Origin of the sequence: Amycolatopsis rifamycinica, from assembly GCF_000695625.1 — a bacterium.
GTDB classification, from domain to species: Bacteria; Actinomycetota; Actinomycetes; order Mycobacteriales; family Pseudonocardiaceae; genus Amycolatopsis; species Amycolatopsis rifamycinica.
In genome coordinates, this window is sequence record NZ_JMQI01000047.1 from 209,343 (window position 1) to 225,796 (window position 16,454).

Genomic DNA, 16,454 nt, shown 5'->3' on the forward strand with positions numbered 1-16,454 from the left:
CTATGGGCAACTCGTGTGACACTGTCAACTATGCTCGGCGGCATGGTGACGCGAGCGGAAGCGGCGGCGGCGACCCGGGACGCGCTCGTGCGCGCGGCGTCCGAGCTGCTCGACGAAGGCGGTCCCGACGCGGTGACGCTGCGCGCCGTGGGCGCCCGGGCCGGGGTCTCGCGCGGCGCGCCCTACGGGCACTTCGAAGACAAAGCCCACCTGCTGACCCGGCTGGCGATCGACGCGTGGAACGCGGTCACGGACGAGGTCGAACAGCTGCGGGGGGAGCCGGCCGAACGGCTCGAACGGGCCCTGCTCACCCTCATCGAGGTCGGCCGGCGCTCCCCGCACCGGTACGCGCTGATGTTCGCCACCCCGGCCGACGACCCGGCCGCCGCCGTGGCCGCGAGCCGCTTGGAGAACCAGTTCCTCGCCATGGTCGCCGACGTGGTCGGAGAGCCCGACGCCCGCCGCTACGGCGCCCTGCTGATGGCGAGCGCGCACGGCATCGCCGGGCTGGAGCTCAGCGGCCACCTGGCGCGGGAGAAGTGGGGCGTCGACGGCGACCAGCTCGTGCGCACGCTGGTCGACGGCATCGTTCCCGGAACCAGCGGTCCCCGGCCGGCGTGTGACACGCTGGACGGGTGAGTCCCCCGTCCGCGAGCGTCTTCGTCCGCTGTTCCGGCGGGCACCTGCACTGGGGCCGCTACGGCGCCGCCGGGTTGCTGCTCGTCGACCCCGCCCGCGGCGTCCTGCTGCAGCGCCGGGCCTGGTGGGTGCACCACGGCCGCACCTGGGCCTTGCCCGGCGGCGCGATCGAGGCCGGCGAAACCGCCGTCACCGCGGCCGCCCGTGAAGCGTTCGAAGAGACCTCCGTGCCCGCCGAAGCCTTCCGGACCGTCTCCGCCTCCGTGGTCGACCACGGGGAATGGAGCTACACCACCGTGCTCGCCCTCGCCGAAGGCGCCGAGGCGCGGGTCGCCAACACCGAAAGTGCGGAGGTGCGCTGGGTGGATCCCGACGACGTCCCCGGTTACCCCCTCCACCGCGACTTCGCCGCCGCGTGGCCGGACCTGCGCGACCGCGTCGGCCGCGAACTCGTCCTGGTCGTCGACGCGGCCAACGTCGTCGGCTCGCGGCCCGACGGCTGGTGGCGCGACCGGCACGGCGCCGCCGAGCGCCTCCGCGACCAGCTCGGCAAGCTCGCCGAGGCCGGCCTGCCGGACCCGGACGACGCCGCCGTGTCCTGGTGGCCGCGGATCGTCCTGGTCGTCGAAGGCCAGGCCAAGCACGTCACCGGCGCACCCGGCGTGGAAGTCGTCGCCGCCGAGACCGACGGCGACTCGAAGATCGTCGAGGTCGTCGCACAGCAGCAGCGGGCCAAGGTCCTCGTCGCGACGGCCGACCGCGAGCTGAAACGGCGGGTCGAAGCGCTCGGCGCGTCGATCCTCGGCCCCGGCACGCTCCGCCGGCAGCTCGACAAGCTCTAGTCCTTCCGGATCCCGTCGCGCATTTCCGCCACGAGCGACGCCATCACGGCCTTCAGGCTGCCCTTGTGCTGCTCGGCGACCGCGCGCTGCCGCCGGTAGCTGGGCCCGTACCGCAGGATCGTCTCGACGTCGCGCAGCTCGGCCACGCAGTCCAGCCGCCGCGCCACCGGCTCCAGGCGGTCCAGCAGGTCGGCCACGTCGTCGGTGACCAGCCGCTCGCGCCCGGCCGCGTCCAGGATGACGATCGCGTCCGTGCCGTAGCGGGCCGCGCGCCACTTGTTCTCCTGGACGTGCCACGGCGGCAGGGTGGGGAGGATCTCGCCGTCTTCGAGGCGCTCGGCGAAGTCGTCCACCAGGCACTGCGTCAGGGCCGCGATCGCGCCGACCTCCTCCAGCGTCGGCAGGCCGTCGCAGACGCGCATCTCGATCGTGCCGAGCTTCGGCGACGGCCGGATGTCCCAGCGGATCTCCGAGAAGCTGTCGATCACGCCGGTGGTGAACATGTCTTCGACGTAGTTCTCCAGCTCCGCCCACTTCCGGAACTGGAACGGCAGCCCGGCCGTCGGCAGCTGCTGGAACATCAGCGCCCGGTTCGACGCGTACCCGGTGTCCTCGGCGCCCCAGTACGGCGAAGACGCCGACAGCGCCTGCAGGTGCGGCGCGTAGTTGAGCAGCGCGTCCAGGATCGGCAGCACCTTTTCGCGGTGGTCGACCCCGACGTGGATGTGGACGCCGTAGATCAGCATCTGCCGTCCCCACCACTGGGTCCGGTCGATCAGCTTGGCGTAGCGCTCCTTGTCGGTGACCTTCTGCTGGTACCAGTTGGAGAACGGGTGCGTCCCCGCCGAGAACATCTCGACGCCGAGCGGGTCGGCGACGCCGTGCACGACGTCGAGCGAGTCGTTCAGGTCCGCCTTGACCTCGGCGATCGTGTCGCAGACGCCGGTGATGATCTCGATCGTGTTGAGCAGCAGCTCCTGCTTGATCTTCGGGTGCTCGGCCTGCCCGTCGGGCCGGACGGCCTCGAGGATCTGCTCGGCCACCGAGGACAGCTCGCCGCTGCGCCGGTCCACCAGGCCGAGCTCCCATTCCGCGCCGACGGTCGATCGCCGCGAAGGACTGAACTCGATGTGCATCGCGTCCGCGTCAGACCTGGGCGCCGTTGCTGGGGTCCGCGCCGGGCGGCGGGCCCTGGCGCACGCGGAGCAGCAGCAGCGCGATCGCCGTCGCGAGCGCGAGGATGCCCAGCGGCGTCGCCACGGTCGGGCCGACGCCGATCACGCCGGGCAGGATCAGCAGGAACAGCCCGGCCAGGAACAGCAGCAGGATGAGGAACGCCCCCATCTTCGGCCGGGGCAGCGGCGGCGGCTCCGGCGGGACGTAGTGCTCGTCGTCGCCGGCCGGGTCGTCGGAGAAGATCGTGGTGTCCCACGACGTGCCCCCCGACCGCCAGCCGGGCTCCGGCGGGGCCTCCACGGCCGGCGGCTCGGCGGGCCGCTCCGGCGTCTTGCGCTCGGTACCCGGGGCCCCGGGCGGGTCGGTCGTGTCCGCGGTGTCCGGCTCGGGGAGCCCGAACCCGCCGGCCCGCAGGTCGGCGACGATCTCGGCGAACGTCGCGTCGACGTCCTCCGGCCCGTCCTTCCCCCGGCTCATGCGGTCTCCTCGGGCTGGGCGGCGTGCGCCTTCGCGAACTCGACGCTGCGGGTGAAGATCACTTCGGCGTCGTTGTCCTGCGTCGCCACGTGGTAGCTGTTCTCCAGCACGACCTCCGTGACGTCGGTGCTCGAGACGCCCTTCAGCACCAGCTGCGAGTTCACCGGCTCGACGACGTGGTCGACCGACGAGTGCAGCAGCAGCACCGGCTGGGTCACCTTCGCCAGGTCGGCGCGCACGACCGCCCACAGCTTCGCCAGGCTCGCGGCGGCGCGCACGGGCGTGCGCGGGTAGGCCAGCTCCGTCTCGCCCGCCTTCTTGATGTCGTTCGCGATCGCCGGCACCGACGGCACGATCCGGCCCAGCACCGGCAGCAGCCGCGTGTCCCACTTCAGCCGCGTCACCGACGGGTTGACCAGGACGATCCCGGCGATCCGGTCGCCGAACTCCTCGGCCAGGCGCAGGGTGAGGGTGCCGCCCATCGACAGGCCGCCGACGAAGACGTTCTTGCACGTCGCGAGCAGGGCGAGCAGCGCCTCGCGGACGGCGCCGTACCAGTCCTCCCACGTCGTGCGGTTGAGGTCCGGCCAGCGGGTGCCGTGGCCCGGCAGCAGCGGGCAGCGCACGGTGAACCCGGCCGCGGCCAGGTGGTCACCCCAGGCCCGCATGCTCGCCGGGGTGCCGGTGAACCCGTGGCAGAGCAGGAACCCGGTCTCGGCCGAACCGGTGTGGCCGAACGGTTCCGCGCCGGCGAGCACGCCCATGCGATCGCCTTCCGTGAGAGCGGGGCAGTCCTTCCATGCTCTCACGCCCGGCGGACGTTGTGGGGGTCCGCCCGGGCCCCGAATTCGCTGTGAGATCGATCGCTGCCGGAGCGGTAACCGGGTGGTCGGCGTTGTGCGGCGGCCGTCGGGGTTCGTAGGCTGTTCGTCTCGGGTGGACAGGGGCTGCGGCTGCGATGGAGGACTGAGGCACCGGTGCTGTACTGGCTCATGAAGTGGGTGTTCCTCGGACCGCTGCTCAAGGCGCTCTGGCCGACCAAGGTCGTCGGCGCGGAGAACATCCCCGAGACGGGTGGCGCGATCCTGGCCGGCAACCACCTGGCCGTCGCGGACTCGTTCTTCATGCCGCTGCGGGTCAAGCGCAAGGTGACCTTCCCGGCCAAGTCCGAGTACTTCACCGAGCCCGGCTTCAAGGGCACGCTCAAGAAGTGGTTCTTCACCGGCGTCGGCCAGTTCCCGATCGACCGTTCCGGCGGCAACGCCGCCCAGGCCGCCCTCGACACGGCGACCCGCCTGGTCCGCGAGGGGCACCTGCTGGGTATCTACCCGGAGGGCACCCGCTCCCCGGACGGGCGCCTGTACAAGGGCAAGACGGGCGTGGCTCGCATCGCCCTGGAGTCGGGCGGCGTGGTGATCCCGGTCGCGATGGTCGGCACGGACAAGGTCAACCCGATCGGCTCGAAGATGTGGTGGCCGCGCCGCCTCGAGGTCCGCTTCGGCAAGCCCCTGGACTTCTCGCGCTACGAGGGTCTGTCGGGTGACCGCTTCATCGAGCGGTCGATCACCGACGAGATCATGTACGCCTTGATGGAGCTGTCGGGCCAGGAGTACGTCGACATCTACGCGGCGAAGGCGAAGGAGCTGCTGGCGGCGGAGGCGGCCGGGGTCAAGCCCACGGTGCCCGCCCAGCCGTCCGCCCGCGACGCGGCCCGGGTGCCCGACTCCAAGGTCGGCTGACCCACTACTGTTCACCAGTGCGTTTTTTCTACGACACCGAGTTCATCGAAGACGGCGTGACGATCGATTTGGTGTCGATCGGGGTGGTGGACGAGCAGGGCCGCGAGTTCTACGCGGTCTCGACGGAGTTCGACCCCGCGAAGGCGGGACCGTGGGTCCGCGACAACGTCCTGGACAAGCTGCCCTCCCCGGCCGACCGGGCGTGGCGCAGCCGGGAAAAGATCCGCAACGACCTGCTGGAGTTCTTCGGCAAGCCCCCGGGCGGCATCGAGCTGTGGGCCTGGTTCGCGGCGTACGACCACGTGGCGCTGGCCCAGCTGTGGGGCCCGATGCCGGCACTGCCCCGGCAGCTGCCCCGCTTCACGCGTGACCTGCGCCAGCGGTGGGAGGACGCGGGAAAGCCAAAGCTCCCGGCGGCGCCGACCGACCAGCACGACGCTCTCGCCGACGCGAAGCACAATCTGGCTCGGTGGGAAGTGATCGAGAACTACTTCCCGCGCCGCTGACCCGCCGACCCGCCGGGCCGCCGGCCGCGGGGCACCCCCCGGTTTCCCCGTTACCGGCAGCGCCGAGGGCCTCCGGGACTTCGCCGAGGTGATCCGGGCATTCCTCCGGCGCGGCCGGTCGCGGGCGTGCGGGCCCCCGACCGGCCGCCGTGCAAGCCGCGGGTCAGCGGCGCGCCCGCACCGCCGAGGCGAGCTCGTCCAGCAGCGGTGCCGTGTCGTCCCAGGCCAGGCACGCGTCCGTGATCGACTGCCCGTAGGTCAGCTCCGCGGCGTGTCCCAGCGAAAGGTCCTGCCGCCCACCGGCCAGGAAGCTCTCCATCATCAGCCCCGAGATGCCGCGCTCGCCCGATGCGAGGCGCGCCGCCAGCTCGGACACCACCGCGCCCTGGCGCACGTGGTCCTTGCCGCTGTTGCCGTGCGAGGCGTCGATGATCACCCGCTCCGGCAACCCCGCCTTCGCCAGCCGCGCCAGTGTGTCGGCGACCGTGCCGGCGTCGTAGTTCGGGCCGCCGTTGTGGCCGCGCAGGATCACGTGGCAGTCCGGGTTGCCCGACGTCGTCAGCAGGGCCGCGAGGCCGTCCGTGTTGATGCCCGGGAACACGTGGCTCGCCGCCGCCGCGCGGGTGGCGTCGATCGCCACCTGGACGTCGCCCTCGGTCGAGTTCTTGATGCCCACCGGCATCGACAGCGCGCTGCACAGCTGGCGGTGGACCTGGCTCGCCGCCGTGCGCGCGCCGATCGAGCCCCACGTGACGATGTCGGAGATGAACTGCGGCGTGATCGGGTCGAGGAACTCGCACCCGACCGGCAGGCCCAGCCCGGAGACGTCGAGCAGCAGCTTGCGCGCCATCCGCAGGCCCTTGTTGACGGCGAACGTGCCGTCGAGGTCCGGGTCGTTGATCAGGCCCTTCCAGCCCAGCGTGGTGCGCGGCTTCTCGAAGTACACGCGCATCACGACGTGCAGGTCTTCGCGCAGCTCCTCGGCCTTCGCGGCCAGGCGGCGGGCGTAGTCGAGGGCCGCTTCCGGGTCGTGCACCGAGCACGGGCCGACGACGACGAGCAGCCGGTCGTCGCGGCCTTCGAGGATGTCGACCGTTTCGGCGCGGCCGTGGCGGACCACCTTCGCGACGGCGGCGTCGACCGGATGGTCTTCGCGCAGCAGTGCGGGCGAAATGAGCGGACTGATCGACGTGGTGCGCGCGGCGTCGAGGTCACCGATGGTGGCCGGCCCGGCGGAGAGCGTCATGGCGGGGGTGTTCCTTCCTGGTGGACACCGACCCGCGGGGGACTCGCCGAGCCGGTTGTGAGATCCGGCTCGGGGTGGGAGTCAGCGCAGGTTCACGCCGCCGTGCCCACCCGGGGCCGGCTTCGTAAACCAGAAATAGCGCTGCATGGGCGTCAACGTAGCACAGCGTCACCCGGACCGATCCGGCAGGTGGTAGGGGCTGCACCGATCAAGACGTGAGCCGCTACGCTGACGACTGACGAAATGTGACTGTCATCTCCCGAGAACAGACGGAGGCTTCTCATGCGTGTCGGTGTGCTGACCGGCGGCGGCGACTGCCCGGGGCTCAACGCGGTGATCCGCGCGGTGGTGCGCAAGGGCATCGAGGTGCACGGCTGGGACTTCGTGGGCTTCCGCAACGGCTGGAACGGCCCGCTGACCGGCGACAGCCGCCCGCTGGGCCTGAACGACGTCGAGGACATCCTCACCCGCGGCGGCACCATCCTGCGGTCCTCGCGCACCAACCCGTACAAGGTCGAGGGCGGCGTCGACAAGATCAAGCAGGTCCTCGCCGACCAGGGCGTCGACGCGCTGATCGCGATCGGCGGCGAGGACACCCTCGGCGTCGCGAAGCGGCTGACCGACGACGGCGTCGGCGTCGTGGGTGTACCCAAGACGATCGACAACGACCTCGGCGCGACCGACTACACCTTCGGCTTCGACACCGCGGTCTCCATCGCGACCGAGGCGATCGACCGGCTGCACACCACGGCCGAGTCGCACCACCGGGCGCTGGTCGTGGAGGTCATGGGCCGCCACGCCGGCTGGATCGCGCTGCACTCCGGCCTGGCCGGCGGCGCGAGCGTCATCCTGGTGCCGGAGAAGCACTTCAACGTCGACCAGGTCGTCTCCTGGGTCGAGCGCCGCTTCGAGAAGGAGTACGCGCCGATCATCGTCGTCGCCGAGGGCGCGCTGCCCGAGGGCGGCGAGGAGAAGCTGCTCACCGGCGAGAAGGACGCCTTCGGGCACGTCCGCCTCGGCGGCATCGGCACCTGGCTGGCCGACGAGATCGCCCACCGCACCGGCAAGGAGTCCCGCGCGGTCGTGCTGGGCCACGTCCAGCGCGGCGGCACCCCGACGGCCTACGACCGCGTCCTCGCGACCCGCTTCGGCCTCAACGCGGTCGACGCGGTCGCGGACGGCGACTTCGGCGTGATGGTCGCCCTCAAGGGCACGGACATCGTCCGCGTGAAGCTGTCCGAGGCGACGGCCGAGCTGAAGACCGTCCCGGTCGAGCGCTACCAGGAAGCCGAAGTCTTCTTCGGCTGAGCCTGCCGTCGAAGGGCCGCTCCGGGATTCCCCGGGGCGGCCCTTCGCGCGTTCAGGGGACGCTGCCGCACGGGCACCCTAGATGCGGGCCAGCCGGTCCAGGACCCCGACGGCGGCGGCGATGTCCCCGGTGAGCGGCCGGTCGTCGAGGCCGGGGTCCAGCACGGCCGAGGCGGCGTCGAACGCCTCCCGCACCGGCAGCTCCACCAGATCCGCCTCCCGCATCCGCAGCGCCCGGACCGCCGCCACCAGCTCGCACGCCAGCACCTGCTGGTACGCCGAACACGCCGCCGTGGCCGCGCGGGCCGCCTGGGTCGAGAAGCTCGCGTGGTCCTCGATGCCGCGCGAGACCACCGCCGTGCCGAGGGTCGCCGGAAGGGCCGCCTGACGCAGCTCCGTCAGCGCGTCGTGCGCCACGTACTCCAGGATCATCACGCCGGAGCTGCCCGGCGGCCCCGCCGCCAGGAACGGCCGCAGCCCGGTGAACTCCGGCTCCACCAGGTCGCCGAGGCGCGCCACCGACAGCTCGGCCACCTGGTGCACGGTCGCCCGCGCCTGGTCCAGCGCCGTCGACACGTACGCCGTGTGGAAGTGCGCGTGGTGGTAGGCGTCGTTGTGCACCGTGGAGATCATCGGGTTCTCCGTGCTCGCGTTGATCTCGACGGCGAGCACGTCCCGCAGGTAGTGGACCGCGTCCAGCGCCGGGCCCTGGACCTGCGGGAACGCCCGCAGCCCGAACGGGTCCTGGATCCGGCGTCCCGGCTTCGGGGTCTGGTGCATGCCCAGCAGCCGCCGCATCTCGGCCGCGCAGGCGACCTGGCCCGCGTGCGGACGCGCTTCGTGCACCGGCGTCGCGTACGCCTCGGGGTTGCCGTCGAGCGCGACATACGTCAGTGCCGCGACGGCGTGGCTCGCGCGGGTCAGCGTGTTCAGCCGCATCGCGGCAAGGGTCGCTTCGGCGAGCGTCGCCGCGTTGCTGCTCATGAACGCCAGCGCGTCGCCGGCCCGCACCGGCACCGGCGGGACGTGCCCGGTGACCCACGGCCGTTCGCCGGTGAGCGCCAGCGCCGCCTCGGCCAGTGGGGCCAGGTCGCCGGTGCCGATCGCGCCGAGCCGGTGCACCCGCGGCCGCGCGCCGGTGCGCACGGCTTCGGCCAGCGCGCCGATCAGCTCGGGGCTGAGCCCGGACCGGCCGGTGAGGAGCTGGTTGAGCCGGATCAGCAGCATGGCGCGGACCTGGCCGGGCGGCATCTCGTCGCCGCTGCCGCCCGCGTGGCTGCGCAGCAGCCGCAGGCCGTGCTCCACGGAGCTCTCGACCGGGTCGTCCTTGTTGGCGCCGACGCCGGTGGTCCGGCCGTAGACCACCCGGCGCGTGCTCAGTTCCCCGGCCAGCTTCCACGCGTGCTCGGCCGCCCGCAGCGCGGCGATCGAGACGTCGATCTCCAGCGGTCCCTCGGTGCGTGCCGCGGCGACGACGTCCGCGCACCTGAGGGTCCGGCCGTCCACCCGGATCAACGGCAGCCTCCTTCCGGCCGCCCTCACTATGCGGCTAAGGCGACGACGGCTGCCAGGGCGGTACCGGCCAATCCCACCGCGGGACCGGTTCGTGGAGGTTCGGCTCGGCGCCGGGCGCGGAGAAGATCACGGCCAGGCGGCTGCCCCACTCGAGGTAGCCGGCGAACGCCGCCCGGAACTCCGGGTCGGCGGGCAGGCCGGCCTCGTCGGCCGCGTCGAGCAGCAGGGACACCCACCGGCGGCGCTGCCGCTCGGTGATCCCGCGGCCGAGGTGGCGGCCGATCATGTGCGCGTGCCCGCCGTGGCTCGCGGAGTACCCGGCCGGCCCGCCGAACACCTCGCCCAGCCAGACGGCGACGTGCTCGGCGTGGTGCGGGTCCATGTCGCGGAAGACAGGTTCGAGCAGCGGGTCTTCGAGGACGTGGCCGTAGAAGATCGTCAGCAGCTCGACGAGGGCCTCGTGGCCACCGGCCCAGTCGTAGAGCGTGGGGGCGGGCGGGGGTTCTGGCACGATCACCGGATCAGGCAACCAGTGGTGCCCCGGCCGGGCAACCACGTACTTTCCGGTGCGTAGGGGGAGCGGGATGAAGCGGTACCACTGCGCGACGGAGCTGGCGGTCGACCTCATCGGCGGCAAGTGGAAACCGGTGATCCTGGCCCACCTCAAGGAGGGCGCCCACCGCTACGGCGAGCTGCGGCGCCGGATGCCGGGGGTGAGCGAGAAGATGCTGACCCAGCAGCTGCGCGAGCTGGCCGCGGACGGCATCGTCCGCCGCGAGGAGTTCGACGGCCGGGTCCCGCACGTCGAGTACCACCTGACGGCGGTGGGGGAGGAGCTGCGCCCGGCGCTGACGGCGCTGTACGAGTGGGGTGAGCGCCGGGCGGCGGAGCGGGGGATCGCGTTCGGCTGAGGGCTCAGGTTTCGTCCAGGCGGCGCTCCAGCGCGTCGAGCCGGTCCGACCAGAAGCGGCGGTAGGGCGCCAGCCAGGCGTCGACCTCGGCCAGGGGCTCCGGGCGCAGCGCGTAGCACCGCCGCTGCGCCGCGACGCGCACCGTCACCAGCCCGGCTTCGCGCAGCACCCGCAGGTGCTTGGACACCGCGGGCTGGCTCAGCTCCAGCTGCTCGACCAGCTCGCCGACCGAGCGCTCACCGTCGCGCAGCAGGTCGAGGATGGTCCGGCGCCGCGGCTCGGCGAGGACGTCGAAAGTCTGCATCACCCGTGAAATGTGCTCCGCCGGGCATATTCCTGTCAAGGAATGTGGACCTCCCATGGTCTGAACCATTGACCTAGTGGTCTAGTCCACTTACGGTGAGTGTGGTCCCCACCACTCCGGCACCGTGTCCGTGAGAAATTCCCGGAAGGGAGAACGCATGTCCCGTCTGCGCAGGAAGAGCTTCTCGGCCCTGCTGGCCGTGGCGGCCGCCGCGGGTCTCGTCGCGGGCGGCGCCACCGCCCCGGTGGCGGCCGCCGCGACCGACGCCTCCGTCGGCAAGGTGGTCGGCTACTTCACCGAATGGGGGGTCTACGACCGCAACTACCACGTCAAGAACATCGAGACGTCGGGCTCGGCGGCCAAGCTCACCCACATCAACTACGCCTTCGGCAACGTGACGAACGGCGGCTGCGCGATCGGCGACGCCTACGCCGACTACCAGAAGACCTACGACGCCGCGGGCAGCGTCGACGGCGTCGCCGACACGTGGGACCAACCCCTCGCCGGCAGCTTCAACCAGCTCAAGAAGCTCAAGGCCAAGCACCCCGGCCTGAAGGTCCTCTGGTCCTTCGGCGGCTGGACCTGGTCGGGCGGCTTCGCGCAGGCCGCGCAGAACCCGGCCGCGTTCGCGAACTCCTGCTACAACCTGGTCAACGACCCGCGCTGGGCGGGTGTCTTCGACGGCATCGACATCGACTGGGAGTACCCCAACGCCTGCGGCCTGTCGTGCGACACCAGCGGCGCGACGGCGTTCAAGAACATCCTCCAGGCCTTGCGTGCCAAGTTCGGCTCGAAGCTGGTCACCGCGGCGATCACCGCCGACGGCACGAGCGGCGGCAAGATCGACGCGGCCGACTACGGCGGCGCCGCGCAGTACGTCGACTGGTACAACGTGATGACCTACGACTACTTCGGCGCCTGGGCGGCGCAGGGTCCGACGGCTCCGCACTCGCCGTTGACGTCCTACTCGGGCATCCCGACCGCGGGCTTCTACTCCGACGCGGCCGTCCAGAAGCTCAAGAGCAAGGGCGTCCCGGCGGCGAAGCTGTTGCTGGGCATCGGCTTCTACGGCCGCGGCTGGACCGGCGTCACGCAGAGCGCCCCGGGCGGCACCGCGACCGGCCCGGCGCCCGGCAAGTACGAGCAGGGCATCGAGGACTACAAGGTCCTCAAGAGCACCTGCCCGGCCACCGGCACGGTCGCCGGCACCGCGTACGCCAAGTGCGGCGGCAACTGGTGGAGCTACGACACCCCGGCGACCATCGCCGGCAAGATCTCCTACGCCAGGACCCAGGGCCTGGGCGGCGCGATGTTCTGGGAGCTCTCGGGGGACACCGCGAACGGCGAGCTGATCACCGCCGTCGCGAAGTAGCGCGCACGGGGGCACCGGCGGAAGTCGTCGGTGCCCCCGTTTACTGTCGCGGGCGTGAAGTTCACCGGATTCGGCGAGTACGCCGTCGACTTCTTCGACGGCCTGGTGGAGGACAACTCCAAGCCCTACTGGGACGACCACGTCGAGACGTACAAGTCCGACGTCCGGGCCCCGATGGAAGCGCTGCTGGCCGAGCTGGCGCCCGAGTTCTCGGACGGCTTCGGCGAGCCCAAGGTGTTCCGCCCGTACCGGGACGTCCGGTTCGCCAAGGACAAGACGCCGTACAAGACCCACTGCGGCGGGGTGATCGAGCAGGGCCGCGGCGGCGGCGCCTACTACGTCGAGGTCGGGCCGGCCGGCCTGCGCGTCGGCGGCGGGTGCTTCCACCTGGCGTCCGACCAGATCGCGCGGTTCCGCCAGGCCGTCGACACCGAGCTGCACGGCGAAGCGCTGCGGAAGATCCTCGCGAAGCTGGAGCGGGCGGGCTGGGAGGTCCGGGGCGACCGGCTGAAGTCGAAGCCGCGCGGGTTCGACGCCGATCACCCCCGGCTGGAGCTGCTGCGCTACCGGTCGGTGTACGCGGTCCGGGGGTGGGAGCCGGATGACGTCCTGCACGAGCGGGGGGCGCTCGATCGGGTGAAAAAGGCCTGGCGGCAGGTACGCGAGTTCAACGAGTGGGCCCGCGACCGGGTCGGCCCCAGCGCACAACCACGCCGCTGACCAGGGCGGGTTCTGAACACTTTCTTGAACATTCGGGATCGGTACAGACGTACGAGCGAAGAGGGTCTACGCTATGTGGACGTGAGCCGACGCGCGAAGATCGTTTGTACCCTGGGCCCCGCCACCGCGACCCCGGAAAAGATGCGGGCCCTGGTGGATGCCGGCATGGACGTGGCCAGAATGAACTTCAGCCACGGCAGCCACAGCGACCACAAGCAGGTCTACGACCTGATCCGGGGCGCCGCCGCCGACAGCGGCCGCGCGGTGGGCATCCTCGCCGACCTGCAGGGCCCGAAGATCCGCCTGGGCACGTTCGCCGGCGGCCCGGTCGAGTGGCACACCGGCGATGTCGTCCGGATCACCGTCGAGGACGTCGCCGGCACCCACGACCGGGTCTCGACCACCTACAAGGGCCTGGCGAGGGACGCCAAGCCCGGCGACCGCCTGCTCGTCGACGACGGTAAGGTCGGCCTGGTGGTCAAGGGCGTCGAAGGCCAGGACGTGGTCTGCGAGGTCACCGAAGGCGGCCCGGTCAGCAACAACAAGGGCGTCTCGCTGCCCGGCATGGACGTCTCCGTGCCGGCGCTGTCCGAGAAGGACATCGAGGACCTCGAGTTCGCGCTCGAGCTGGGCGTCGACTTCATCGCCCTGTCCTTCGTCCGCTCGCCGGCCGACATCGACCTGGTCCACCAGGTGATGGACCGCGTCGGCAAGGGCCGGCTGCCGGTGGTCGCCAAGATCGAGAAGCCCGAAGCCGTCTACAACCTCGAAGCCATCGTGCTGGCCTTCGACGCGGTGATGGTCGCCCGCGGTGACCTCGGCGTCGAGCTGCCGCTGGAGCAGGTCCCGCTGGTGCAGAAGCGCGCCATCCAGATCTGCCGCGAGAACGCGAAGCCGGTCATCGTCGCCACGCAGATGCTTGAGTCGATGATCAACAACTCCCGGCCCACCCGCGCCGAGGCCTCCGACGTCGCCAACGCGGTGCTCGACGGCGCCGACGCGCTGATGCTGTCCGGCGAGACCTCGGTCGGCCGATACGCGATCGAGGTCGTGGAAACGATGGGCCGCATCATCGAGGCGGTCGAGACCGACTCGCCGATCGTGCCGCCGCTGTCGCACGTCCCGCGCACGAAGCGCGGCGTCATCAGCTACGCCGCCCGCGACATCGGCGAGCGGCTGAACGCGAAGGCCCTGGTCGCTTTCACGCAGTCCGGTGACACCGTGCGCCGCCTCGCGCGGCTGCACACCCGGCTGCCGCTGCTGGCGTTCACGCCCGAGGAGTGCGTGCGCAGCCAGCTGTCGATGACCTGGGGCACCAACACCCACATCGTCCCGCAGGTCAACTCCACCGACCAGATGATCCAGCAGGTCGACCACGCGATGCTGGAGATGGGCAAGTACCAGAAGGGCGACCTGGTCGTCATCGTGGCCGGTTCCCCGCCGGGCACCGTCGGGTCGACCAACCTGATCCGCGTGCACCGCCTCGGTGAAGACGACCACGCATAAGGGACGCGTCACCCGTTCAGCACATAAGGTCTGGCCATGACTGAATTGGCCAGGACGGCCGCCACCGAACTGGAGATCCCGGGTGGCGGCCAGCCGGTGCTCGACCGCTTGGTCGCGCTGCTCGACCTCGAGAAGATCGAAGAGAACATCTTCCGCGGCGTCTCGCCCGCCCACTCGCCGGTGCGCGTGTTCGGCGGTCAGGTCGCCGGCCAGGCGCTGGTCGCGGCCGGCCGCACGGTGCCCGAGGAACGCCGGGTCCACTCGCTGCACGCGTACTTCATCCGCGGCGGCGACCCCAGCGTGCCGATCGTCTACGAGGTCGACCGGATCCGCGACGGCCGGTCGTTCACCACCCGCCGGGTCGTGGCGATCCAGCACGGCAAGGCGATCTTCTCGCTCTCGGCGTCCTTCCAGACGGACGAACCGGGCATCGAACACGCCGAAGCCATGCCCGAGGGCGTCCCGGCGCCGGAGACGCTGCCGACGCTGATGGAGCGCGCCGAGGGCTACGCGATCGGCGCGCACGCCCGGCCGCGGCCGATCGACCTGCGGTACGTCAACGAGCCGCCGTGGGTGACCCGGCAGACCGGCGAGCGGCCCGCGCGCAACCAGGTGTGGATGCGCGCCGACGGGAAACTGCCCGACCAGCAGCTGCTGCACGTCTGCGTGCTGACCTACGCCTCGGACATGACCCTGCTGGACTCGGTGCTCGCGCGCCACGGCGTCTACTGGGACACCGACAAGGTGCTCGGGGCCAGCCTCGACCACGCGCTGTGGTTCCACCGGCCGTTCCGCGCGGACGAGTGGTTCCTCTACGACAGCGCCTCGCCGACGGCGTCCGGCGCCCGCGGCCTGGCCACCGGCCGGTTCTTCGCCCAGGACGGCACGCTGATCGCGACGGTCGTCCAAGAAGGACTCCTGCGCGTCCTGTGAAGTTCGCCGGGAAATCACCCTCACGGGCGACTAATAGCTCGAATATCCGACGCCGCAAAAGGGCATTCGGGCCGGGTGAGGGGGCCGGGACCGATCGGGGGACGGCCCCGGACCCCTCCGTCGGATGACCGCGCGGCATTTCGCCCGATCATCGTCTACCCTGCTCAGAGGCCGGTCGTAGCCACGGCTGGCCGACGGTCAGGCGCCCGACGCAGTGCAGGGTGCGAGGATACAAGAGCATTCTGCAAATTGCAGATCCGGCGCCGGAATCGACTCGTGTTATTGCGTCACCGACTCCGCGCCCGGATGGTTGGATACAGGAGCACTCGACATCCGGAGGTGCCGCGATGGCAAGGGGACAGAGCCCCACGGTTCGCCGCCGGAGGCTGGCGGGCGAGCTGCGCCGGCTTCGCGAGGCCGCCGACCTCACCATCGACGAGGTGGGCGAGAAGCTCGAGTGCTCGGCCTCGAAGATCAGCCGCATCGAGACCGGCCACGTCGGCGTCACCCCGCGTGACGCCCGGGACATGCTGGCCCTCTACGGCATCACCGGCGACGAGCAGGAGGCGCTCGTCCAGCTGGCCAGGGAGGCCCGCAAGCGCGGCTGGTGGCACGCGTACAACGAGGTGTTCACCGGCACCTTCGTCGGGCTCGAAGCCGACGCCAGCTCGCTGTGCGCGTTCCAGGCGCTGCTGGTGCCCGGGCTGCTGCAGACCGAGCGGTACGCCCGCGCGGTGATCCGCGCGCTGCGGCCGGACGCCGAGGACGCCGAGATCCGCCGCCGCGTCGCCGCCCGGATGGCCCGCCAGGAACTGCTGTCCGAGACCCCGCCACCGGAGTACTGGGCGGTGATGGACGAAGCCGTGCTGCGCCGCGTGGTCGACGGCCCCGAGGTGATGGCCGAGCAGCTCTACCGGATGGTCACCGTCGCCGAGAAGCCGAACGTGACCATCCAGGTCGTGCCGTTCGGCGCCGGCGCCCACCCCGGCATGGAAGGCCCCTTCCTGATCATGGGCTTCCCCGAGCAGGCCGACCCGGACGTCGTCTACGTCGACGACAGCACGTCCAGCGGCCTCTACCTGGAAGAACCCACAGACGTGCGGCGCTACGGGCTGATGTTCGACCATCTGCGCGCGGCCGCACTGAAACCGGACGACTCGGTGGACCTGATCGCCGAGGCGGCCGGTCGGTTCGCCGAACAGGCGGCCGTACCGGGTCCGGTGCACCATCCGGAACCGAGGAAACAGTAAGGAGTGGGAC

The 16,454-nt window shown here is 71.4% G+C and carries 18 protein-coding genes; 11 read left to right on the forward strand and 7 right to left on the reverse strand.

What is annotated here, in order from left to right; all coding sequences use genetic code 11:
- The first annotated feature begins 42 nt into the window (after window positions 1-42).
- Window positions 43-639, forward strand: coding sequence for a TetR/AcrR family transcriptional regulator (locus DV20_RS22615; RefSeq protein ID WP_235190919.1), 597 nt, complete (start codon window positions 43-45; stop codon window positions 637-639).
- On the forward strand, window positions 636-1,481 hold the full coding sequence (locus tag DV20_RS22620) for an NUDIX hydrolase (protein WP_043783424.1): 846 nt from the start codon (window positions 636-638) through the stop codon (window positions 1,479-1,481). Before DV20_RS22615 ends, DV20_RS22620 begins: the two co-directional genes overlap by 4 nt.
- Here the strand turns inward: DV20_RS22620 and DV20_RS22625 are convergent.
- The 3 genes from DV20_RS22625 to DV20_RS22635 are packed head-to-tail and all read right to left on the reverse strand — an operon-like array spanning window position 1,478 to window position 3,898.
- Window positions 1,478-2,617 carry a glutamate--cysteine ligase gene (locus tag DV20_RS22625; RefSeq protein ID WP_043783426.1) on the reverse strand — a complete coding sequence of 380 codons (1,140 nt, stop codon included), beginning with the start codon at window positions 2,615-2,617 and terminating at the stop codon, window positions 1,478-1,480. The two genes, DV20_RS22620 and DV20_RS22625, sit on opposite strands and share 4 nt — an antisense overlap.
- 10 nt (window positions 2,618-2,627) lie before the next feature.
- A complete protein-coding gene (locus tag DV20_RS22630) occupies window positions 2,628-3,134 on the reverse strand; it encodes a hypothetical protein (RefSeq protein WP_043783428.1) in 507 nt (168 codons plus the stop codon).
- Window positions 3,131-3,898, reverse strand: coding sequence for an alpha/beta hydrolase (locus DV20_RS22635; protein WP_043783430.1), 768 nt, complete (start codon window positions 3,896-3,898; stop codon window positions 3,131-3,133). The genes DV20_RS22630 and DV20_RS22635 overlap by 4 nt, the downstream gene beginning before the upstream one ends.
- Window positions 3,899-4,111: 213 nt before the next feature.
- On the opposite strand from DV20_RS22635, the gene DV20_RS22640 reads away from it, so the two are divergent.
- Window positions 4,112-4,873 (forward strand): lysophospholipid acyltransferase family protein, encoded by a 762-nt coding sequence (locus DV20_RS22640; protein ID WP_043783432.1) that lies wholly within the window; start codon window positions 4,112-4,114, stop codon window positions 4,871-4,873.
- A gap of 17 nt (window positions 4,874-4,890) precedes the next feature.
- A complete protein-coding gene (locus DV20_RS22645) occupies window positions 4,891-5,379 on the forward strand; it encodes a polyadenylate-specific 3'-exoribonuclease AS (RefSeq protein ID WP_043783434.1) in 489 nt (162 codons plus the stop codon).
- Between the two features lie 163 nt (window positions 5,380-5,542).
- On the opposite strand, the gene DV20_RS22650 is transcribed toward DV20_RS22645, so the two are convergent.
- Entirely contained in the window at window positions 5,543-6,625 is a 1,083-nt protein-coding gene (locus DV20_RS22650; protein ID WP_043783436.1) for a 3-deoxy-7-phosphoheptulonate synthase, read from the reverse strand.
- A gap of 282 nt (window positions 6,626-6,907) precedes the next feature.
- On the opposite strand from DV20_RS22650, the gene DV20_RS22655 reads away from it, so the two are divergent.
- Window positions 6,908-7,933, forward strand: a complete 1,026-nt coding sequence (locus DV20_RS22655) for a 6-phosphofructokinase (RefSeq protein ID WP_043783438.1) — start codon at window positions 6,908-6,910, stop codon at window positions 7,931-7,933.
- A gap of 78 nt (window positions 7,934-8,011) precedes the next feature.
- On the opposite strand, the gene DV20_RS22660 is transcribed toward DV20_RS22655, so the two are convergent.
- Together DV20_RS22660 and DV20_RS22665 are read right to left on the reverse strand one after the other, a co-directional pair.
- Window positions 8,012-9,448 carry an aromatic amino acid ammonia-lyase gene (locus DV20_RS22660; protein ID WP_043783440.1) on the reverse strand — a complete coding sequence of 479 codons (1,437 nt, stop codon included), beginning with the start codon at window positions 9,446-9,448 and terminating at the stop codon, window positions 8,012-8,014.
- 34 nt (window positions 9,449-9,482) lie between these two features.
- A complete protein-coding gene (locus tag DV20_RS22665; protein ID WP_043783442.1) occupies window positions 9,483-9,965 on the reverse strand; it encodes a group II truncated hemoglobin in 483 nt (160 codons plus the stop codon).
- 67 nt (window positions 9,966-10,032) lie between these two features.
- Between DV20_RS22665 and DV20_RS22670 the strand changes: the two genes are divergently transcribed.
- Window positions 10,033-10,359, forward strand: a complete 327-nt coding sequence (locus DV20_RS22670) for a winged helix-turn-helix transcriptional regulator (protein WP_043783443.1) — start codon at window positions 10,033-10,035, stop codon at window positions 10,357-10,359.
- Between the two features lie 4 nt (window positions 10,360-10,363).
- On the opposite strand, the gene DV20_RS22675 is transcribed toward DV20_RS22670, so the two are convergent.
- Window positions 10,364-10,663, reverse strand: coding sequence for an ArsR/SmtB family transcription factor (locus DV20_RS22675; RefSeq protein ID WP_200876484.1), 300 nt, complete (start codon window positions 10,661-10,663; stop codon window positions 10,364-10,366).
- 157 nt (window positions 10,664-10,820) lie between these two features.
- On the opposite strand from DV20_RS22675, the gene DV20_RS22680 reads away from it, so the two are divergent.
- The 5 genes from DV20_RS22680 to DV20_RS22700 all read left to right on the forward strand — a co-directional run bounded on the left by DV20_RS22680 (window position 10,821) and on the right by DV20_RS22700 (window position 16,444).
- On the forward strand, window positions 10,821-12,035 hold the full coding sequence (locus DV20_RS22680) for a glycoside hydrolase family 18 protein (RefSeq protein ID WP_043783448.1): 1,215 nt from the start codon (window positions 10,821-10,823) through the stop codon (window positions 12,033-12,035).
- A gap of 54 nt (window positions 12,036-12,089) precedes the next feature.
- The gene (locus tag DV20_RS22685) at window positions 12,090-12,755 is read left to right on the forward strand and encodes a DUF2461 domain-containing protein (RefSeq protein WP_043783450.1); all 666 of its coding nucleotides are present in this window, start codon (window positions 12,090-12,092) and stop codon (window positions 12,753-12,755) included.
- A gap of 81 nt (window positions 12,756-12,836) precedes the next feature.
- Window positions 12,837-14,261, forward strand: coding sequence for a pyruvate kinase (gene pyk, locus DV20_RS22690; protein WP_043783700.1), 1,425 nt, complete (start codon window positions 12,837-12,839; stop codon window positions 14,259-14,261).
- Between the two features lie 36 nt (window positions 14,262-14,297).
- The gene (tesB, locus tag DV20_RS22695) at window positions 14,298-15,194 is read left to right on the forward strand and encodes an acyl-CoA thioesterase II (RefSeq protein WP_043783452.1); all 897 of its coding nucleotides are present in this window, start codon (window positions 14,298-14,300) and stop codon (window positions 15,192-15,194) included.
- 347 nt (window positions 15,195-15,541) lie between these two features.
- Complete coding sequence (locus tag DV20_RS22700; protein ID WP_043783454.1) at window positions 15,542-16,444, forward strand: helix-turn-helix domain-containing protein; 903 nt, start codon at window positions 15,542-15,544, stop codon at window positions 16,442-16,444.
- Window positions 16,445-16,454 lie beyond the last annotated feature (10 nt).

Bases quoted from the DNA above. Each gene is read 5' to 3' on its own strand.
- DV20_RS22635 (WP_043783430.1), bottom strand. From the start codon at position 3,898: ATGGGCGTGCTCGCCGGCGCGGAACCGTTCGGCCACACCGGTTCGGCC.
- DV20_RS22680 (WP_043783448.1), top strand. From the start codon at position 10,821: ATGTCCCGTCTGCGCAGGAAGAGCTTCTCGGCCCTGCTGGCCGTGGCG.
- DV20_RS22700 (WP_043783454.1), top strand. From the start codon at position 15,542: ATGGCAAGGGGACAGAGCCCCACGGTTCGCCGCCGGAGGCTGGCGGGC.
- tesB (WP_043783452.1), top strand. From the start codon at position 14,298: ATGACTGAATTGGCCAGGACGGCCGCCACCGAACTGGAGATCCCGGGT.
- DV20_RS22650 (WP_043783436.1), bottom strand. From the start codon at position 6,625: ATGACGCTCTCCGCCGGGCCGGCCACCATCGGTGACCTCGACGCCGCG.
- DV20_RS22625 (WP_043783426.1), bottom strand. From the start codon at position 2,617: ATGCACATCGAGTTCAGTCCTTCGCGGCGATCGACCGTCGGCGCGGAA.
- DV20_RS22615 (WP_235190919.1), top strand. From the start codon at position 43: ATGGTGACGCGAGCGGAAGCGGCGGCGGCGACCCGGGACGCGCTCGTG.
- DV20_RS22655 (WP_043783438.1), top strand. From the start codon at position 6,908: ATGCGTGTCGGTGTGCTGACCGGCGGCGGCGACTGCCCGGGGCTCAAC.
- DV20_RS22670 (WP_043783443.1), top strand. From the start codon at position 10,033: ATGAAGCGGTACCACTGCGCGACGGAGCTGGCGGTCGACCTCATCGGC.
- DV20_RS22675 (WP_200876484.1), bottom strand. From the start codon at position 10,663: ATGCAGACTTTCGACGTCCTCGCCGAGCCGCGGCGCCGGACCATCCTC.
- DV20_RS22630 (WP_043783428.1), bottom strand. From the start codon at position 3,134: ATGAGCCGGGGGAAGGACGGGCCGGAGGACGTCGACGCGACGTTCGCC.